17 protein-coding genes, 1 pseudogene and 1 riboswitch are annotated in these 14,926 nt (G+C 67.1%); of the genes and pseudogenes, 6 read left to right on the forward strand and 12 right to left on the reverse strand.

The genetic code is table 11. From position 1 onward, the window contains the following. The first annotated feature begins 50 nt into the window (after positions 1-50). Positions 51-171: riboswitch (FMN riboswitch) on the forward strand. Positions 172-173: 2 nt separating this feature from the next. The 6 genes and pseudogenes from ribD to BS74_RS04530 all read left to right on the forward strand — a co-directional run bounded on the left by ribD (position 174) and on the right by BS74_RS04530 (position 5,930). Further along, positions 174-1,307, forward strand: coding sequence for a bifunctional diaminohydroxyphosphoribosylaminopyrimidine deaminase/5-amino-6-(5-phosphoribosylamino)uracil reductase RibD (gene ribD, locus BS74_RS04510; protein ID WP_081914557.1), 1,134 nt, complete (start codon positions 174-176; stop codon positions 1,305-1,307). Beyond that, positions 1,307-1,891: a riboflavin synthase gene (locus BS74_RS04515; protein ID WP_038056450.1), complete on the forward strand. Its 585-nt coding sequence runs from the start codon at positions 1,307-1,309 to the stop codon at positions 1,889-1,891. Before ribD ends, BS74_RS04515 begins: the two co-directional genes overlap by 1 nt. Continuing rightward, positions 1,891-3,090 carry a bifunctional 3,4-dihydroxy-2-butanone-4-phosphate synthase/GTP cyclohydrolase II gene (locus tag BS74_RS04520; RefSeq protein WP_038058840.1) on the forward strand — a complete coding sequence of 400 codons (1,200 nt, stop codon included), beginning with the start codon at positions 1,891-1,893 and terminating at the stop codon, positions 3,088-3,090. The genes BS74_RS04515 and BS74_RS04520 overlap by 1 nt, the downstream gene beginning before the upstream one ends. Positions 3,091-3,115: 25 nt before the next feature. After that, a complete protein-coding gene (locus BS74_RS04525) occupies positions 3,116-5,245 on the forward strand; it encodes a VWA domain-containing protein (RefSeq protein ID WP_038056454.1) in 2,130 nt (709 codons plus the stop codon). Between the two features lie 67 nt (positions 5,246-5,312). After that, positions 5,313-5,447, forward strand: a pseudogene (locus tag BS74_RS13180) (MBL fold metallo-hydrolase); the annotation flags it as partial. 144 nt (positions 5,448-5,591) lie between these two features. Further along, positions 5,592-5,930, forward strand: a complete 339-nt coding sequence (locus BS74_RS04530) for a hypothetical protein (protein WP_038056456.1) — start codon at positions 5,592-5,594, stop codon at positions 5,928-5,930. Here BS74_RS04530 and BS74_RS04535 read toward each other — a convergent pair. The 12 genes from BS74_RS04535 to floA form a co-directional block, all read right to left on the reverse strand. Continuing rightward, on the reverse strand, positions 5,890-6,372 hold the full coding sequence (locus BS74_RS04535; protein WP_038056461.1) for a PaaI family thioesterase: 483 nt from the start codon (positions 6,370-6,372) through the stop codon (positions 5,890-5,892). The genes BS74_RS04530 and BS74_RS04535 overlap by 41 nt on opposite strands. Further along, positions 6,369-6,788 carry a cobalamin B12-binding domain-containing protein gene (locus tag BS74_RS04540; RefSeq protein ID WP_038056467.1) on the reverse strand — a complete coding sequence of 140 codons (420 nt, stop codon included), beginning with the start codon at positions 6,786-6,788 and terminating at the stop codon, positions 6,369-6,371. The genes BS74_RS04535 and BS74_RS04540 overlap by 4 nt, the downstream gene beginning before the upstream one ends. A 9-nt stretch (positions 6,789-6,797) precedes the next feature. Beyond that, positions 6,798-8,453, reverse strand: coding sequence for an acyl-CoA mutase large subunit family protein (locus BS74_RS04545; protein ID WP_038056469.1), 1,656 nt, complete (start codon positions 8,451-8,453; stop codon positions 6,798-6,800). Positions 8,454-8,600: 147 nt separating this feature from the next. Beyond that, positions 8,601-9,467, reverse strand: coding sequence for a cation diffusion facilitator family transporter (locus BS74_RS04550; protein WP_038056471.1), 867 nt, complete (start codon positions 9,465-9,467; stop codon positions 8,601-8,603). Then, positions 9,468-10,943, reverse strand: a complete 1,476-nt coding sequence (lysS, locus tag BS74_RS04555; protein ID WP_038056474.1) for a lysine--tRNA ligase — start codon at positions 10,941-10,943, stop codon at positions 9,468-9,470. A gap of 2 nt (positions 10,944-10,945) precedes the next feature. After that, positions 10,946-11,416 (reverse strand): GreA/GreB family elongation factor, encoded by a 471-nt coding sequence (locus BS74_RS04560; RefSeq protein WP_038056475.1) that lies wholly within the window; start codon positions 11,414-11,416, stop codon positions 10,946-10,948. A 63-nt stretch (positions 11,417-11,479) separates the two neighbouring features. Continuing rightward, on the reverse strand, positions 11,480-11,842 hold the full coding sequence (locus BS74_RS04565) for a hypothetical protein (RefSeq protein WP_038056477.1): 363 nt from the start codon (positions 11,840-11,842) through the stop codon (positions 11,480-11,482). 4 nt (positions 11,843-11,846) lie between these two features. After that, positions 11,847-12,245: a diacylglycerol kinase gene (locus BS74_RS04570; RefSeq protein ID WP_038056479.1), complete on the reverse strand. Its 399-nt coding sequence runs from the start codon at positions 12,243-12,245 to the stop codon at positions 11,847-11,849. Then, positions 12,200-12,619 (reverse strand): rRNA maturation RNase YbeY, encoded by a 420-nt coding sequence (gene ybeY, locus BS74_RS04575; protein ID WP_038056481.1) that lies wholly within the window; start codon positions 12,617-12,619, stop codon positions 12,200-12,202. Before ybeY ends, BS74_RS04570 begins: the two co-directional genes overlap by 46 nt. Further along, the gene (locus tag BS74_RS04580) at positions 12,597-13,592 is read right to left on the reverse strand and encodes a PhoH family protein (protein WP_038056483.1); all 996 of its coding nucleotides are present in this window, start codon (positions 13,590-13,592) and stop codon (positions 12,597-12,599) included. The genes ybeY and BS74_RS04580 overlap by 23 nt, the downstream gene beginning before the upstream one ends. Continuing rightward, positions 13,556-13,951, reverse strand: a complete 396-nt coding sequence (locus BS74_RS04585; RefSeq protein ID WP_038056485.1) for a hypothetical protein — start codon at positions 13,949-13,951, stop codon at positions 13,556-13,558. Before BS74_RS04585 ends, BS74_RS04580 begins: the two co-directional genes overlap by 37 nt. Then, positions 13,948-14,925, reverse strand: coding sequence for a flotillin-like protein FloA (floA, locus tag BS74_RS04590; protein ID WP_038056490.1), 978 nt, complete (start codon positions 14,923-14,925; stop codon positions 13,948-13,950). The genes BS74_RS04585 and floA overlap by 4 nt, the downstream gene beginning before the upstream one ends. Position 14,926: the final 1 nt, after the last annotated feature.

The following is a 14,926-nucleotide window of genomic DNA, read 5'->3' on the forward strand; positions in this document are numbered from 1 at the left end:
CCAGCTTTTGCCCTTCCCTCGGGTGTAAAGTGGGGTTGGGTGCCACCTGGCACCTCCTTCGGGGCGGGGTGGAAGTCCCCACCGGCGGTGAAAGCCCGCGAAGCCCCCATGGGGCCCGACCCGGTGGAATTCCGGGGCCGACGGTGAAAGTCCGGATGGGAGAAGGAGGGCCTTTGCGAGAGCTGGACGAACGGTTCCTGCGGAGGGCGCTACAGCTGGCCGAGAGGGCTCGAGGCCACACCCACCCCAACCCCCTGGTGGGGGCGGTGCTGGTGCGGGAGGGCCGCATCGTGGGGGAGGGGTACCACCCCAAGGCCGGGGAGCCCCATGCCGAGGTCTTTGCCCTCCGTCAGGCTGGGCCCTTGGCCCAAGGGGCCACCGCCTACGTATCCCTGGAGCCCTGCAACCACTTTGGCCGCACCCCCCCTTGCTCCTTGGCCCTTCTGCAGGCGGGGGTGGCCCGGGTGGTGGTGGCGGCCCGGGATACGCATCCCTTGGCCCAAGGAGGCCTGGAGCGGCTTAGGGCCGCGGGGGTGGCGGTGGAGGCCGGGCTTTTGGAGCGGGAGGCCCGGGAGCAGAACGAGGTCTTCTTCCACGCCCACAAGGCCGGCCGGCCCTTCGTCCTCCTCAAGTCCGCCCTCACCCTGGACGGCAAGGTGGCGGCGCTTTCTGGCGATGCCCGCTGGGTTTCCTCGGAGGAAAGCCGCCGGGTGGCCCAGGCCTACCGCCAGGGGCTTCCCGCGGTGATGGTGGGGGTGGGGACGGTGCTAAGGGACGATCCTTGGCTCACCGTGCGGGAGCCCGACTTCAGGCCCTTTCCCCTCATGCTGGAGCCCCCGCCCCTCCGGGACCCGGTGAAGGTGGTCCTGGACACGGAAGCCCGCACCCCGCCCCATGCCCGCCTCTTCCAGCCGGGGCCCCGGGGGGAGCCCGCCCGGGTTTACGTGCTGGTGGGCCAAGGGGCGCCCGGGGAGCGGCTTAGGGCCCTGGAGGCCGCGGGGGCCAGGGTGGTGGAGCTTCCCCGGGAGGGGGGGAGGGTGAGCCTCGAGGGGGCCCTGGCCTTTTTGCTGGAGGAGGGCCTGGACGGGGTGCTCTTGGAGGGGGGGCCGAGGCTGGCTGGGGCCTTTTGGCAAAGGGGTTGGGTGGACAAGCTGGCCCTTTTCCTGGCCCCCAAGCTCTTGGGGGAGGGAAGGGGGCTGATGGAGGGGTTTGCCCCCGAGCGCATGGCCGAGGCCAAGGGGCTTAGGCTGGCGCGCAAGGAGTGGATAGGGGAAGACCTTTGGCTGGAGGCTTATCCGGAGGGCTGATGTTCACGGGACTGGTGGAGGAAACCGGCGAGATCGTGGAGGTCAGGGAAGGCCCGTTCCTTAGGGTCAGGATCGCCGCCCAGGAGGTGCTTTCGGACCTTAAGGTGGGGGATTCCGTGGCGGTGGACGGGGTCTGCCTCACCGCGGTGGCGGTGGACGGGGAGGGCTTCTGGGTGGAGCTGGCCCAGGAGACCCTGCGCCGCACCGCCCCCACCTGGCGCCCTGGGCACCGGCCCAACCTGGAAAGGGCCCTTAAGGTGGGGGACCGGCTTGGGGGGCATTTCGTCACCGGGCATGTGGACGGGGTGGCGGAGGTGGTGGCCATCCGGGAGGCCCCGGGGGCCGTGGACTACCACTTCCGACCCCCGCGGGAACTCTCCCGCTACATCGCGGAGAAGGGGAGCGTGGCCCTAAACGGGGTTTCCCTCACGGTGGCGGGGCTAGAGGGGGAGGCCTTTTTTGTCACCCTCATCCCCCACACCCTGCGGGTCACCAACCTGGGGGGCCTGAGGGTGGGGGATGGGGTGAACCTGGAGGTGGACCTCATCGCCCGTTACCTGGAACGGCTCATGAAGGGGGAATGATGGAGGGTTTGGCCAGCGTTCAGGAACTCATGGAGGAACTCCGCCAAGGCCGCCCGGTGATCCTGGTGGACGACGAGGACCGGGAAAACGAGGGCGACCTGATCATGGCGGCGGAGCACGTGACCCCGGAGTGGGTGAACTTCATGCTCAAGGAGTGCCGGGGCCTCCTTTGCGTGGCCTTGACGGAGGAGCGGGCCAAGGCCCTGGACCTTCCCCTCATGGTGGAGAAAAACCAGGATCCCCAGGGGACCCGCTTCACCGTGAGCGTGGATGCCCGGGGAACCACCACGGGGATTTCCGCCTTTGAGCGGGCGGCCACGGTTAGGCTCCTGGCTGACCCCGAGGCCACGGCCCAGGACTTCCGCCGTCCCGGGCACGTCTTTCCCCTGGTGGCCCGGCCGGGGGGGGTTCTGCGGCGGGCCGGGCATACCGAGGCCACGGTGGACCTCCTGCGCCTGGCGGGGCTCACCCCGGTGGGGAGCCTCATCGAGATCCTCAAGGAGGACGGCACCATGGCCCGCCTGCCGGACCTTTTGGACTTTGCCCGGAAGCGGGGCCTCAAGGTGGGTACCATCGCCGACCTGATCCGCTACCGCCTGGAGAAGGGGGACCTTTACGTGAAACGGGAGGCGGAGGCCCTTTTGCCCACCCGGTTTGGCGAGTTCCGCATCCTGGGCTACCGGGATAGCCTTACCGGGGAGGAGCACGCCGCCTTGGTCATGGGCCACTGGGACCCTGAGGAGCCCATTTTGGTGCGCATGCACTCCGAGTGCCTCACCGGGGACGCCCTGCACTCCTTAAGGTGCGACTGCGGCTTCCAACGGGACCTGGCCCTGGAGCGCATCGCCCAGGAGGGGAAAGGGGTTCTGGTCTACCTGAGGCAGGAGGGGCGGGGTATCGGCCTCGTCAACAAGATCCGGGCCTACCACCTGCAGGACCAGGGCCTGGACACGGTGGAGGCCAACCTGGCCTTGGGTTTTCCCCCGGACCTAAGGGACTACGGGGTGGGGGCCCAGATCCTCTACGACCTGGGGGTGCGGAAGATGCGCCTTCTCACCAACAACCCGCGCAAGGTGAAGGCCCTTTCCGGCTTCGGCATTGAGATCGTGGAGCGCATCCCCTTGCGGGCAGGGGATAACCCCCATAACGAGCGCTACCTCCAGGCCAAGAAGGAGAAGCTGGGCCACTGGATGGACTGAGGCCCCACCCAAGTAGGATGGGTGTATGCCCCTCCTCCTGCGGGGAGCGGTGCTCCTTCTGCTCCTCCTAGCCTTCCTGGACCCCAAGGTGCCCTTGCCGGGGCGGGTGGTCTACCTCCTGGACTTCTCCCCCTCGGCCCGGGAGGGCGTCTTCGCCCTGGCGGATAGGCTTCCCAAGGACGGTCTTTATGTGGCCTTTGCCGAGCGGGCGGTGAGGGTTCCCTCCCCCACGGCCCGCCGGCTGGACCTGGGGGAAGGGACGAACCTGCGGGCGGCCTTCCAGGAGGCGGCCAATCTTGGGCCCAGCCGGGCGGTGCTGATCTCCGACGGCCTCTTGGAACCTGTGCCCCCGCCTTTCCCCTTGGATGTCCTTTACGTTCCCCCTAGGCCCTACGTGGCGGTGCGCCTGGTCCCGCCCCCCTACCCCCTTTACGGGGAGACGGTGGGGGTGGGGGTGGTCCTCGAGGCCCCCACCCCCACGGAAGCCCGCCTGAGGGTGGAGGGGCCTTCCACCCTGGAGCGCTCCCTGCGGGTGGAGGGCCAAAGGAGCCTCACCTACACCTTTCCCCTCACCGGGGAGGTGGAGGTGCGGGCGGTGGCGGAGGGCCCTTGGGGCAGGAGCGAGGCCCGGATAAGGCTTGCCCCCGCCGACCGCCCCAGGGCCCTGGTCCTGGGGGACCCGGCCTTGGCCCGTTATCTGGAGGTCCAGGGGTTCCAGGTGGAGGAGGGGCCTTTCCGGTTGCCCCTGGAGGCCGACCTGGTGGCGGTGGGCCTCGGGGTCCTGGACCTCCCAGAAGGGGCCCCTGGGGCCCTCCGGGACCATCTCCGCCGGGGCGGGGGGCTCCTCTTCACCGCCACCCCCAAGGGCCTCTTCTTCGGGGGCTGGGACCGCGCCCTCCCGGAGGACCTTCCCCTGAAGCCCTTAGGCCGCAAGGGGGCCGCCTTGGTCCTGGTCCTGGACGTCTCCGGGAGCATGGAGGGGGAGAAGCTCTCCCTGGCGGTGGCGGGGGCCTTGGAGCTGGTGCGCTCCGCGGCCCCGGAGGACTACCTCGGGGTGGTGCTCTTCTCCTCCAGCCAGCGGGTGCTCTTCCCCCCTAGGCCCATGACGGAGCAGGGCAAGCGGGAGGCGGAAAGCCTCCTCCTCTCCGTGCGGGCGGGGGGCGGGACGGTGTTGGGGCCCGCCTTCCGGGAGGCGGTGCGGCTTGTGCAGGGGGTGCCGGTGGAGCGCAAGGGGATCCTGGTGCTCAGCGACGGCCTCATCTCCGACCCCCAGGAGCCCCTCCTGGCCCTGGCGGAGGGCGCGGGCCTCGAGGTGAGCGCCGTGGCCTTGGGACCTGACGCCGACCAGGCCTTTATGCAGGCCCTGGCCGAAAGGGGCGGGGGCCGGTACTACCGGGCGGCCACCCCCCAGGAGCTTCCGCGGCTTTTCCTGCGGGAAGGGCAGGAGGTTTTCCAGGGGGAGGGCCTGGAGGGCCGCTTTCCCGTCCAGGCCAGGCCCCACCCCCTCACCGAGGGGTTTTCCCCACCCCCCCTTTCCGTCCTCCTCCCGGCCCGGGCCGAGCCCTGGGCGGAGGTGCTTTTGGCCAGCGAGGACAAGGCGGTCTTGGCCCTAGGGGAAAGGGGAGAAGGGCGGGTGGCCGCCTTGGCCACGGACCTTTCCCGCTCCTGGCGAGGTTGGGAAGGTGCGGCGCCCTTTCTGGGCGGCCTGGCCCGTTACCTGGTGGGAAGCCAGCGTTCCCTGGCCCTCTACGCCTATCCCCAGGCGCAGGGGGTGCAGGTGGTGGTCCTGGGCCGCCTGGAGCGTCCCGTGCTGCTGAGCGGGGGGAAGGAGGTGCCCCTGGTGCCCACGGGCCCCTTGCGCCACCAGGCCTGGGTCCGGGAGCAGGGGGTTTTGCTGGATGGGAAAAGGCGCCTGCCCTTGGACCTCCCCTTGCCGGGGGAGTGGACCCCGCTCCCGGGGGAAAAGGTGCTCCGGGAGATGGCCGAGGCCAGCGGGGGGCGTTTCCTGCGCTGGGAGGACCTGGGCCAGGCCCCTCCCACCCCCCTTTCCCTTCGCCCGCACCTCTTGGCCCTGGCCCTGTTGCTTTTCCTGCTGGAGCGGTACCTGGAGGCCCGTGTGAGCCAGGGCACACCCTCCTTGCGTAGGCGCCTTTAGAGTTAGGGGAAGCCCAAGGAGGGTGGTCCATGCAACGCAGGCGGTTCTTACAGGGCGCAGGGATGGTGTGGATACCGGGCGGGGGGTGGCCTCGGGAGGCAGGCTTTTGGAGCACCTGGCCTTGGCCGGCTACGCTCCGGAGGACATCACCCACGTTTTCCTGACCCACGGCCACCCCGACCATATCGGGGGCCTTGTGGACGCACCGCCCACCACTTCCCTTGGCCAGCGGTGGGCCATATCCGCCGTGCGGGGGAGGGGTATGAGTTTTTGCCCGTTTTCTTTGAGTTCTAAGGCGTGTGCAAAGATCACCCGCTGGGTTCCAGAAGGGGGTTAGGCTTGAACCATGCTGCATTGGGATGACGAGCTGGAACGCGCCATCCTTAGGGAGCAAGCGAGGAGGCGTTTAGAGGAAAGCCACCTGAAGGAGCGCTTGCAAAGGACCCAGGCGGAGCTTTGGGAACTGCGGCAGAGGGTGGAACACCTGGCCCAGGAAAAGCGCGAGCTTCTGGACCGCTGCCAAGCCCTGGCCTTGGGCAAGGTTTTTCCTGAGCGGGAGCTGGGAGAGGTTAAAAGGATCTTGGAGGAGGCCTGGTTGGAGCTTGTTCTGGCCGCCTCCCCAAAGGCCGAGGAGCTTTCGCAGCTCATTCGGCGGCTGGAGTTTTACTGGCAAAACCCTCGGTGATCTGGACCAAGACCGCCTCCCCCCGCACCGTGAGGACGTCCGCGGCGTAAAGCTCGGTCTCCACCACCACCTTCTTGCCCTTCACCTCCCGCGCCCGCCCCACCAGGACCAGCTCCGGGCCTAGGGGGGTGGGTTTCAGGTAGTCCACCTTGAGGCTGGCGGTCACGAAGCGCAGGGGGTGGGTTTCCAGATCCAGCCCCTCCGCCTGGGCCTTGGCGGCGGCGGCGGTGGCGGTGGAGTGGCAGTCCACCAGGGAGGCCAGTAGCCCCCCGTAGACGAACCCGGGGATGGCGGTGTGGTGGGGGCTCGGGGTGAAGGCGGTGCGGCTTTCCTGGCGCTCCCCGTCCCAGTAGGTCTTGAGGTGCAGGCCCATGGGGTTCAGGTAGCCGCACCCGTAGCAGTGGGCCCACTCCGGGGGGTAGTAGAGCTGGATGGCCTTCATGCTAAGCCCTGGGCCTGCCAGCGCTCCGGCACCGCCCGCTTCAGGAAGTCCACGATCTCCTGGGTGCTGGTCCCAGGGCCGAACACCGCCGCCACCCCCAGGGCCTTCAGCTTGGGCACGTCCTCATCGGGGATGATCCCTCCCCCGAAGAGGAGGATGTCCGAGGCCCCTTGTTCCTCCAAAAGCCTTTTGACCTCCCGGAAGTAGTGCATGTGGGCTCCCGAAAGAATGGACAGCCCAATGGCGTCCACATCCTCCTGGATGGCTGCGGACACGATCATCTCCGGGGTTTGCCGCAGCCCCGTGTAGATCACCTCCATGCCGGCATCCCTTAGGGCCCGGGCCACCACCTTGGCCCCGCGGTCGTGGCCATCCAGCCCGGGCTTGGCGATGAGCACCCGTATGCGCCTGTCCATACGCCCATCCTAAACGTAAGCTGGCTCCTGGTAGGTGCCGTAGACCTCCCGCAAGACGTCCATCATCTCCCCCAGGGTGCAGTAGGCCAGGGCGCACTCCACGAAGTGGGGCATGGTGTTCTGCCCCTCCACCGCGGCCCGCCTGAGGCCCGCAAGGGCCTCCTCCACCCGCTTGGGGTCGCGCTCCCGCCGCACCCGGGCGAGGCGCTCCGCCTGCACCCTTTCCACCTCGGGGTCCACCAGCTGGATGGGGACCTTGAGGGGAATCTCGTCGGTGAAGGCGTTTACCCCCACGATGATCCTCTCCTTCCGCTCCACCTCCTGCTGGTAGCGGTAGCTGGCCTCGGCCAGTTCCCGGAGGAAGTAGCCCTCCTCAATGGCCCGCACCACGCCCCCCATGCGGCGGATCTCCTCAATGATGGCCATGGCCTGGCGTTCCATCTCGTCGGTGAGCCACTCCACGTAGTAGCTCCCCGCCAGGGGGTCGATGGTGTGGGTGACGCCCGTTTCGTAGGCGATGATCTGCTGGGTGCGGAGGGCGATGGTGGCGGACTCCTCCGTGGGCAGGGCCAGGGCCTCGTCGTAGGCGTCGGTGTGGAGGCTGTTGGTGCCCCCGAGGACGGCGGCCAGGGCCTGGATGGCCACCCGGGCGATGTTGTTGAGGGGTTGCTGGGCGGTGAGGGAGACCCCGGCGGTCTGGGCGTGGGTGCGGAGCATCCAGCTCTGGGGGTTCTTGGCCCCGTAGCGGTGGCGCATCTCCTTGGCCCAGATGCGCCTGGCGGCGCGGAACTTGGCGATCTCCTCAAAGAAGTCGTTGTGGACGTCGAAGAAGAAGCTGATCCTGGGGGCGAACTCGTCCACGTCCAGGCCCCGCTGAATAGCCGCCTCCACGTACGCAAAGCCATCCGCCAGGGTCCAGGCCAGCTCCTGCACGGCGGTGCTCCCCGCCTCCCGGATGTGGTAGCCGGAAACGGAGATGAAGTTCCACTTGGGGACGTTCTTGGGCCCCCACTCAAAGGTGTCAATGACCAGCTTCACGCTGGGCTCGGGAGGGAAGATGAACTCCTTCTGGGCGATGAACTCCTTGAGGATGTCGTTTTGGATGGTCCCCCCGAGCTTCTTCCAGTCGTAGCCCTTCTTCTTGGCCACCGCCAGGTACATGGCCCAGATGGCGTTGGCGGGGCTGTTGATGGTCATGGAGGTGGTGACCTCCTCGAGGTTGATCCCGTCAAAGAGGATCTCCATGTCCGCCAGGCTGGAGACCGCCACCCCGCACTTCCCCACCTCCCCCTTGGCGAGGGGGTGGTCGGAGTCGTACCCCATGAGGGTGGGGAGGTCAAAGGCCACGGAAAGCCCGGTCTGGCCCGCCTTCAGGAGCTTCTTGAAGCGCTCGTTGGTCTGCTCGGCGGTGCCGAAGCCGGCGAACATGCGCATGGTCCAGAGCTTGGAGCGGTACATGGAGCCGTAGACCCCGCGGGTGTAGGGGTACTCCCCGGGGTAGCCCCGCTTCTCCTCGTACTCGGGGTCCAGGACGCCGATGTCCTCTGGGGTGTAGAGGGGCTCTGGGGCGATGTCCGAAAGGGTGCGGTGGGCCACAGGCCTCTCGGGCATCTTCTCCAAGCTCTTCTGGTAGGTTTCCCTGAGCCAGTCGTGCTTCTTGCGCATGGGTCCTCCCTTGGGCCATATTCTACGCTTTTATACGCTCAGGGAAAAGAGCGTTAGAAGACTCCTTCGCCGGCGGGGAGAAGCCAGCCTGTCGGCAGCACCTTTCTGAAGCTACCTTCTCGAGTGGTCAGGGGGCAGCCCTATCCTTTAGCGCTTCCGCTCGCTTTCGGGCTCCACGTGGATGGTGACGGCAAGCCCGGGGAAACTTTCCTCCAAAGCCCTTTCCAGCTCGTCGCAGAGCCGGTGGGCTTCCTCCACGGTCATGGACCCCGGCACCACCAGGTGGAACTCCAAAAAGGCCCGGTTTCCCGCCTTGCGGGTTTTGAGGTCGTGGACCTCGAGGGCCCTTCCCCCCAAGGCCTCGGCGATGGTTTTTCGGATCCGGCTCACCTCCGCCGGGGAGAGCCCCTCATCCATAAGCCCTCCCACGGACTGGCGCACCAGGCGGAAGCCCATGAGGAGGATGTCCCCCGCCACCAAAAGGGCCAGCAAGGGATCCAGCACCCATAACCCCGTGGCCCACGCAAGGCTTACCCCGGCGAAAACCCCCACGGAGGTGAGCACGTCGGAAAGCACGTGGTAGCCGTCGGCGGTGAGGGCGGGGGAGCGCAGGCGCCTCCCCTGGCGGAGGAGGTGCCAGGCGAGAAGGCCGTTGATCAGGGAGGCCAAGAGGCTGACCAGGAGGCCCGGTCCCAGGTCCCCTAGGGGCCTGGGATGAAGGAGGCGGGGGATGGATTCCTTGGCGATGAGAAAGGCGGCCAGCACCACCAGGACTCCCTCCAGCACCGCGGAGAAGTATTCGGCCTTGCTGTGGCCGAAGGGGTGGGTTTCGTCGGGAGGACGCTGGGCGAAGCGGATGGCCAGGAGGGCGAGAAGCGCCGCGGCCACGTTCACCAGGGACTCGAGGGCGTCCGAGAGCAGGGCCACCGAGCCCGTGAGAAGGTAGGCGAAGGCCTTGAGCCCCAAGACGAGGAGGGCGACGACGAGGCTCAACCGGGCGGCGTTTTCGGCCATCTAAACCCCTCCTTCCACCGCCTCCTTCTTGGGCTTGAGGAGGGGGAAGAGGAGGACGTCCCTCAAGGAGGGCTGGTCGGTGAGGATCATGGCCAGGCGGTCTAGGCCCAGGCCAAGCCCTGCCGCCGGGGGCATGCCGTATTCCAAGGCCAACAGGAAGTCCTCGTCGGGTTCCGGGGCTTCCTCGTCCCCTTCGCGCCTGCGCCGGGCCTGCTCCAGGAAGCGCTCCCTTTGGTCCAGGGGGTCGTTGAGCTCCGAGTAGGCGGGGGCCAGCTCCATCCCTCCCGCATAGAGGTCCCAGCGTTCCGTAAGCCCGGGCTTTTCCCGGTGCCGCTTGGCCAGGGGGCTGATGGCCAGGGGGAAGTCAAAGACAAAGGTGGGGTCCTGGAGCTCGGGCTCCACGTAGATGCCGAAAAGCTTGTCCAGAAGCTTATAGTTCGGCACCTGGGAAAGCTCGGGGTGGTGGGCGTCGGCCCAAAGCCTTAGGCGCTCCAGGTCCAGGGGGTCAAAGGGAAGGCCCGCTTTCTCCTTCAGGGCCTCCACGAAGGAGATGCGCCTGAAGGGCGGCTTGAAGTCCAGCACCCGCCCCTGGTAGGGGACCTGGTAGCTGCCGAAGAGGTGGAGGACCAGGCCGGAAAGGAGTTCCTCCACCAGCTGGGCCATATCCTGGTAGTCCGCGTAGGCCCAGTAGGCCTCCAGCATGGTGAACTCGGGGTTGTGGTTGTGATCAATGCCCTCGTTGCGGAAGTTGCGCCCGATCTCAAAGACCTTCTCGTACCCCCCGACGAGGAGGCGCTTGAGGTAGAGCTCCAAGGAGATACGGAGGTAAAACTCGTGGTCTAGGGCGTTGTGGTAGGTCTTGAAAGGCCTGGCCTCCGCCCCACCGGTGGTGGGCTGGAGGATGGGGGTTTCCACCTCCAAAAACCCCCGCTCCTCAAAGAAGCGACGGATGTAGCGCACCATGGCGGTGCGCCGCCGAAAGACCTCCCGCACCTCAGGGTTTACGATGAGGTCCAGGTAGCGCTGCCGGTAGCGCACCTCCTTGTCCTTGATCCCGTGCCATTTGTCGGGGAGGGGGTGGAGGCTTTTCACCAGGGGGGTCCAGGAGAGGACCTTCACCGTGATCTCCCCGGTCTTGGTGGTGAAGACCGTGCCCTTGACCCCCAGGATGTCCCCCACGTCCAGCTTCTTCAAAAGCTCGTAGCTTGGGGTGAGGTCCTTTTGAAAATAGAGCTGGATCTTGCCGCTTTCGTCCAGGAGGTGGGCAAAGGTGACCTTCCCCATGCGCCTCAAGGCCACGATGCGCCCGGCCAGGGCCACCTCTTCCTCCCACTCGCTTTCCGGGGGAGCCCCCTCCTTGGCGGATAGGATTTCCTTTGCGCTGTGGGTCTTGGGATACCGGTAGGGGTAGGGTTGAAAACCCGCCTCCACCAGGGCTTCCAGGTTGAGTAAGCGTTGCCGAGTCTGCTCGTTCATGTTTAGCCGCGCACCGAGACCACCCGGAACTCCTTCTTGCCCTTGGGGGTATCCAGGCTGAGCACATCCCCCTCCCGGTGGCCCAGGAGGGCTTTGCCCATGGGGGAGGCATCGGAGATCTTCATGGGGGTTTCCAGGACGCTGGCCTCGGCGGGGGAGACCACCTGCACCTCCAGGCGCTCGCCGGTGACGGGGTCTTCCAGCTCCACCACCGAGCCCAGGCCGATGACCTCGGTGGCGGCCTCCTCGATGATCACCGCCCGGGAGAGGATGTCCTCGAGGCTGTCGATCCGGGCCTCAATGCGGGCCTTCTCTTGCTTGGCCGCCTCCAGCCCCGAATCGTCGTAGTCATCGGAGGACTCCATGAGCTCCTGCAGGATGCGGGTGGCTTCTTGCAGGCGTTCCCTTTCCTGCAGAAGTTGCTGCATGAGCCGCTCGTAACCGGCTTTGGTTAGCTTTACCTCGCGCGCCATAGCTCACCTCGTAAGTCATGAAGGTCGGCCAAAGCCGACCTCCTTGGCCCAAGGGCCTCCTTCTCAGGTGAGTATACCGCGAAGGAGGATTTCCCTCAAACGTTCGGGCTCCGCATGGCTGGCGCAAGAAGCCGTGTCCAGGCAGAGGACCAGGTAGCGGAGGTGGGTTTCCCTTCCCCCCACGGGGTGGCGGAAGAACCCCAGGGCGCTTCCCGAGAGGTGGCGGCGGCAAGCCTCGCACACCTGGGGGCTTCCCAGGGTCCCGGGCAGGGGTTCCAGGGCCAGGCGGAGCTCCGGGGGCCCCTTTTCCTGGATGATCACCCGGCCTTCCTCGTCGCGATAATAAAGAATCTCCCCAATGGGGAGAAGCTCGGGGGGAGTGCCTGGAAAGATCTCCAGGATCATCTCCCTTTCCTCGTGGTCCATACGCTTAGCTTAGCCCAAACCGCCCGAGGAGGGGAGGCAAGAGGAGGTAAAGGCCCACCAGGAGGGCGAAGAAGCTGGCCAAAAGCACCGCCGCTGCCGCCGTGTCCTTGGCCCGTTTGACCAGGGGGTGGAAGACGGGGCTCACCAGGTCCGCCAGGGCCTCGAGGGCGGTGTTCATGAGTTCCAGGGAAAGCACCAGGGCGCTGGCCAGAAGCACCGGCACGGGGCTCACCCCTAGCCACAGGGCGAGCCCCAGGGCCAGGAGGCCCAGGCAGACCTCGAGGCGGAAGTTGCGCTGCACCCGCCAGGCGTACAGGATGCCCTCCCAGGCGTAACCCAGGGAGCGCCAGACGCCCTTTAGAGGCCGAGGATCCTCTCTTGGACGCGGCGGAACCCCTCCCAATCCCCCTCCTCTTGGTGGTCGTGGCCCAGGAGGTGCCATAGCCCATGGGCCGCCAGGACCAGGACCTCCTCCTCCAGGGGAACCCCCCTTGCCTCCGCCTGCCTCCTGGCCGTGTCCAGGCTGATCCAGATGTCCCCAAGGTGGGGGGGTACAAAGGGGTCCCCGGGTTCGTAGTGGGGAAAGGAGAGGACATCCGTGGCCTCGTCCTCCCCCCACCACTCCCGCTTGAGGGCCCTGAGCCTGCGGTCCCCGGTGAGGATGACCGTGACCGCCTTGTCCCCCACGCCCAGTTCCTCCATCAGCTGGGAAAGGGCCCGGCGGAGCCTGGGGATAAGCCCCCGGGGTGGGCGCTTATTGGCTACGATCTCCACCACGCTCGGCTTCCTCGTAGGCCTTGATGATGCGGGCCACCAGGGGGTGGCGCACCACGTCGGATTCCTTGAAGTACACGAAGGCGATGCCCTCAATGCCCTTCAGGATGCGGGTGGCCTCCACCAGCCCCGACCTTTGGTGCTTGGGCAGGTCAATCTGGGTGATGTCCCCGGTGATGACCATCTTGGAGGAGAAGCCCATGCGGGTGAGGAACATCTTCATCTGCTCCGGGGTGGTGTTTTGCGCCTCGTCCAGGATGATGAAGGCGTCGTTCAGGGTGCGGCCCCGCATGAAGGCCAGGGGGGCCACCTCAATGATCCCGGACTGGAGGTACTGCTCAAAGCGCTCGGCGTCGATCATGTCAAAGAGGGCGTCGTATAGGGGGCGGAGGTAGGGGTCCACCTTGGCCTGGATGTCCCCGGGCAGAAACCCCAGCTTCTCCCCCGCCTCCACCGCCGGCCGGGTGAGGATGATGCGCTTGACCCTCTTGGCCCTGAGGTGGCTCACCGCCATGGCCACCGCCAGGTAGGTTTTCCCGGTACCGGCAGGGCCGATGCCGAAGGTGATGTCGTGGTGGGCGATGGCCTCCACGTACCGCCTTTGCCCCGGGGTTTTGGGCCTGAGGCGTCCCGGGAGCGCCAGTTCGGTTTCCGGGGTGGTGGCCTGGTACAGGCCCTCCCCTTGCAGGGCCAAGGCCACCGCCTGTTCCAGGGTGGGGGGGTCCAGCTCGGCCCCCTGTCGCAGGAGGGCCAGGAGGTCCCGCACGGCCCTTTCCGCCACCCCCACCGCCTCCCCTTCCCCCTCCAGCTCCACCTGGTTGCCCCGCACGATGAGTTTGAGCCGTTCCCCGAAGGCCTCCCGCAGAAGGGCCCGGAGCTTCTTCAGGTTGCGGTCCGCCTGGCCCAAAAAGGCCAGGGTTTCCTCGGGCTTGAGGGGGATTACCAACCTTTGGGCTTCTTCAGGATTTCGTGCCATATCACCCCTTTCAGGATGCTCTCACCGTCGGTGGCCACCAGCTTTCGTTTGGGAGCCTTCTTGGGCGCCTCTTCCGGGCTTGGGGTTGCGCGGAAGCTGACCTCCAAGGGGGTTCGCTCCGGGCTGGGGTAGCGCTCCAAGGAGGCCGCCTCGGCGGGTTTGGAAGGAGGGGGGGTGGGCCGGGGCTTTGGCTTGGGCCGGGCCTTGGGCCTGGGGCGGGGCTGGGCCTCGGGGCCTGGCAGGTCCTCGGGAAAGCCTGGGGGGGGCAGGGGTTGCCCGCGGCGGCTTAGGCCCTGCAGGGCGGGGATGACGATGAAGAAAAGGAGGAAGAGGAGGCCAAGGAGATCGTCCAGGCTCATTCCTCACCCTCGGGCTTGGCCGCCCGGCTGATGGACTCCCGCATGTCGGTGTCGGCCTCGATGTTCTTCAGGCGGTAGTAGTCCATGACCCCAAGCCTTCCCGCGCGCAGGGCCTCCGCCAGGGCCAGGGGCACCTGGGCCTGGGCCTCCACCAGCTTGGCCCGCATGGCCTCCACCAGGGCGCGGTTCTCCTGCTCCGCGGCCACGGCCATGGCCCGCCGCTCCTCCGCCTTGGCCTGGGCGATCTTCTTGTCGGCCTCCGCCTGGTCGATCTGGAGTTGGGCGCCGATGTTCTTGCCCACGTCCACGTCCGCGATGTCCACGGAGAGGATCTCAAAGGCGGTGCCCGCGTCCAGGCCCTTTTCCAGCACGGTCTTGCTGATGCGGTCCGGGTTTTCCAAGACCTCCTTGTGGGAGTTGGCGGAGCCGATGGTGGTCACGATGCCCTCCCCCACCCGGGCGATGATGGTCTCCTCCCCGGCCCCGCCCACCAGGCGGTCGATGTTGGCCCTCACCGTTACCCGGGCGGTGGCGAGAAGCTGGATCCCGTCCTTGGCCACCGCGGCCACCATGGGGGTCTGGATCACCTTGGGGTTCACGGAGACCCGCACCGCCTCCAAAACGTCCCGCCCCGCCAGGTCTATGGCCGCCGCCCGGTCAAAGGTGAGCTTGATCCCCGCCTTGTCCGCGGCGATGAGGGCGTCCACCACCCGGTCCACGTTGCCCCCTGCCAGGTAGTGGGCCTCGAGGCGGTCCAACCGCACGTCCAGCCCCGCCTTGGTGGCCTTGATGAGGGGGTAGATGATCTTGGCGGGGGGAACCCGCCTTAGGCGCATGGCCACCAGGGTGATGAGGGGCACCCTGACCCCTGCGGCCCAGGCGGAGATCCAGAGGCCTACCGGGATGAAGCTGAAGAAGAGAAAAACGAGGATGAGAACAACAAAAGCCAGAAAGAGTATGCCCAGTCCTTCCATA

This window comes from Thermus amyloliquefaciens, from assembly GCF_000744885.1.
Classification (GTDB): domain Bacteria; phylum Deinococcota; class Deinococci; order Deinococcales; family Thermaceae; genus Thermus; species Thermus amyloliquefaciens.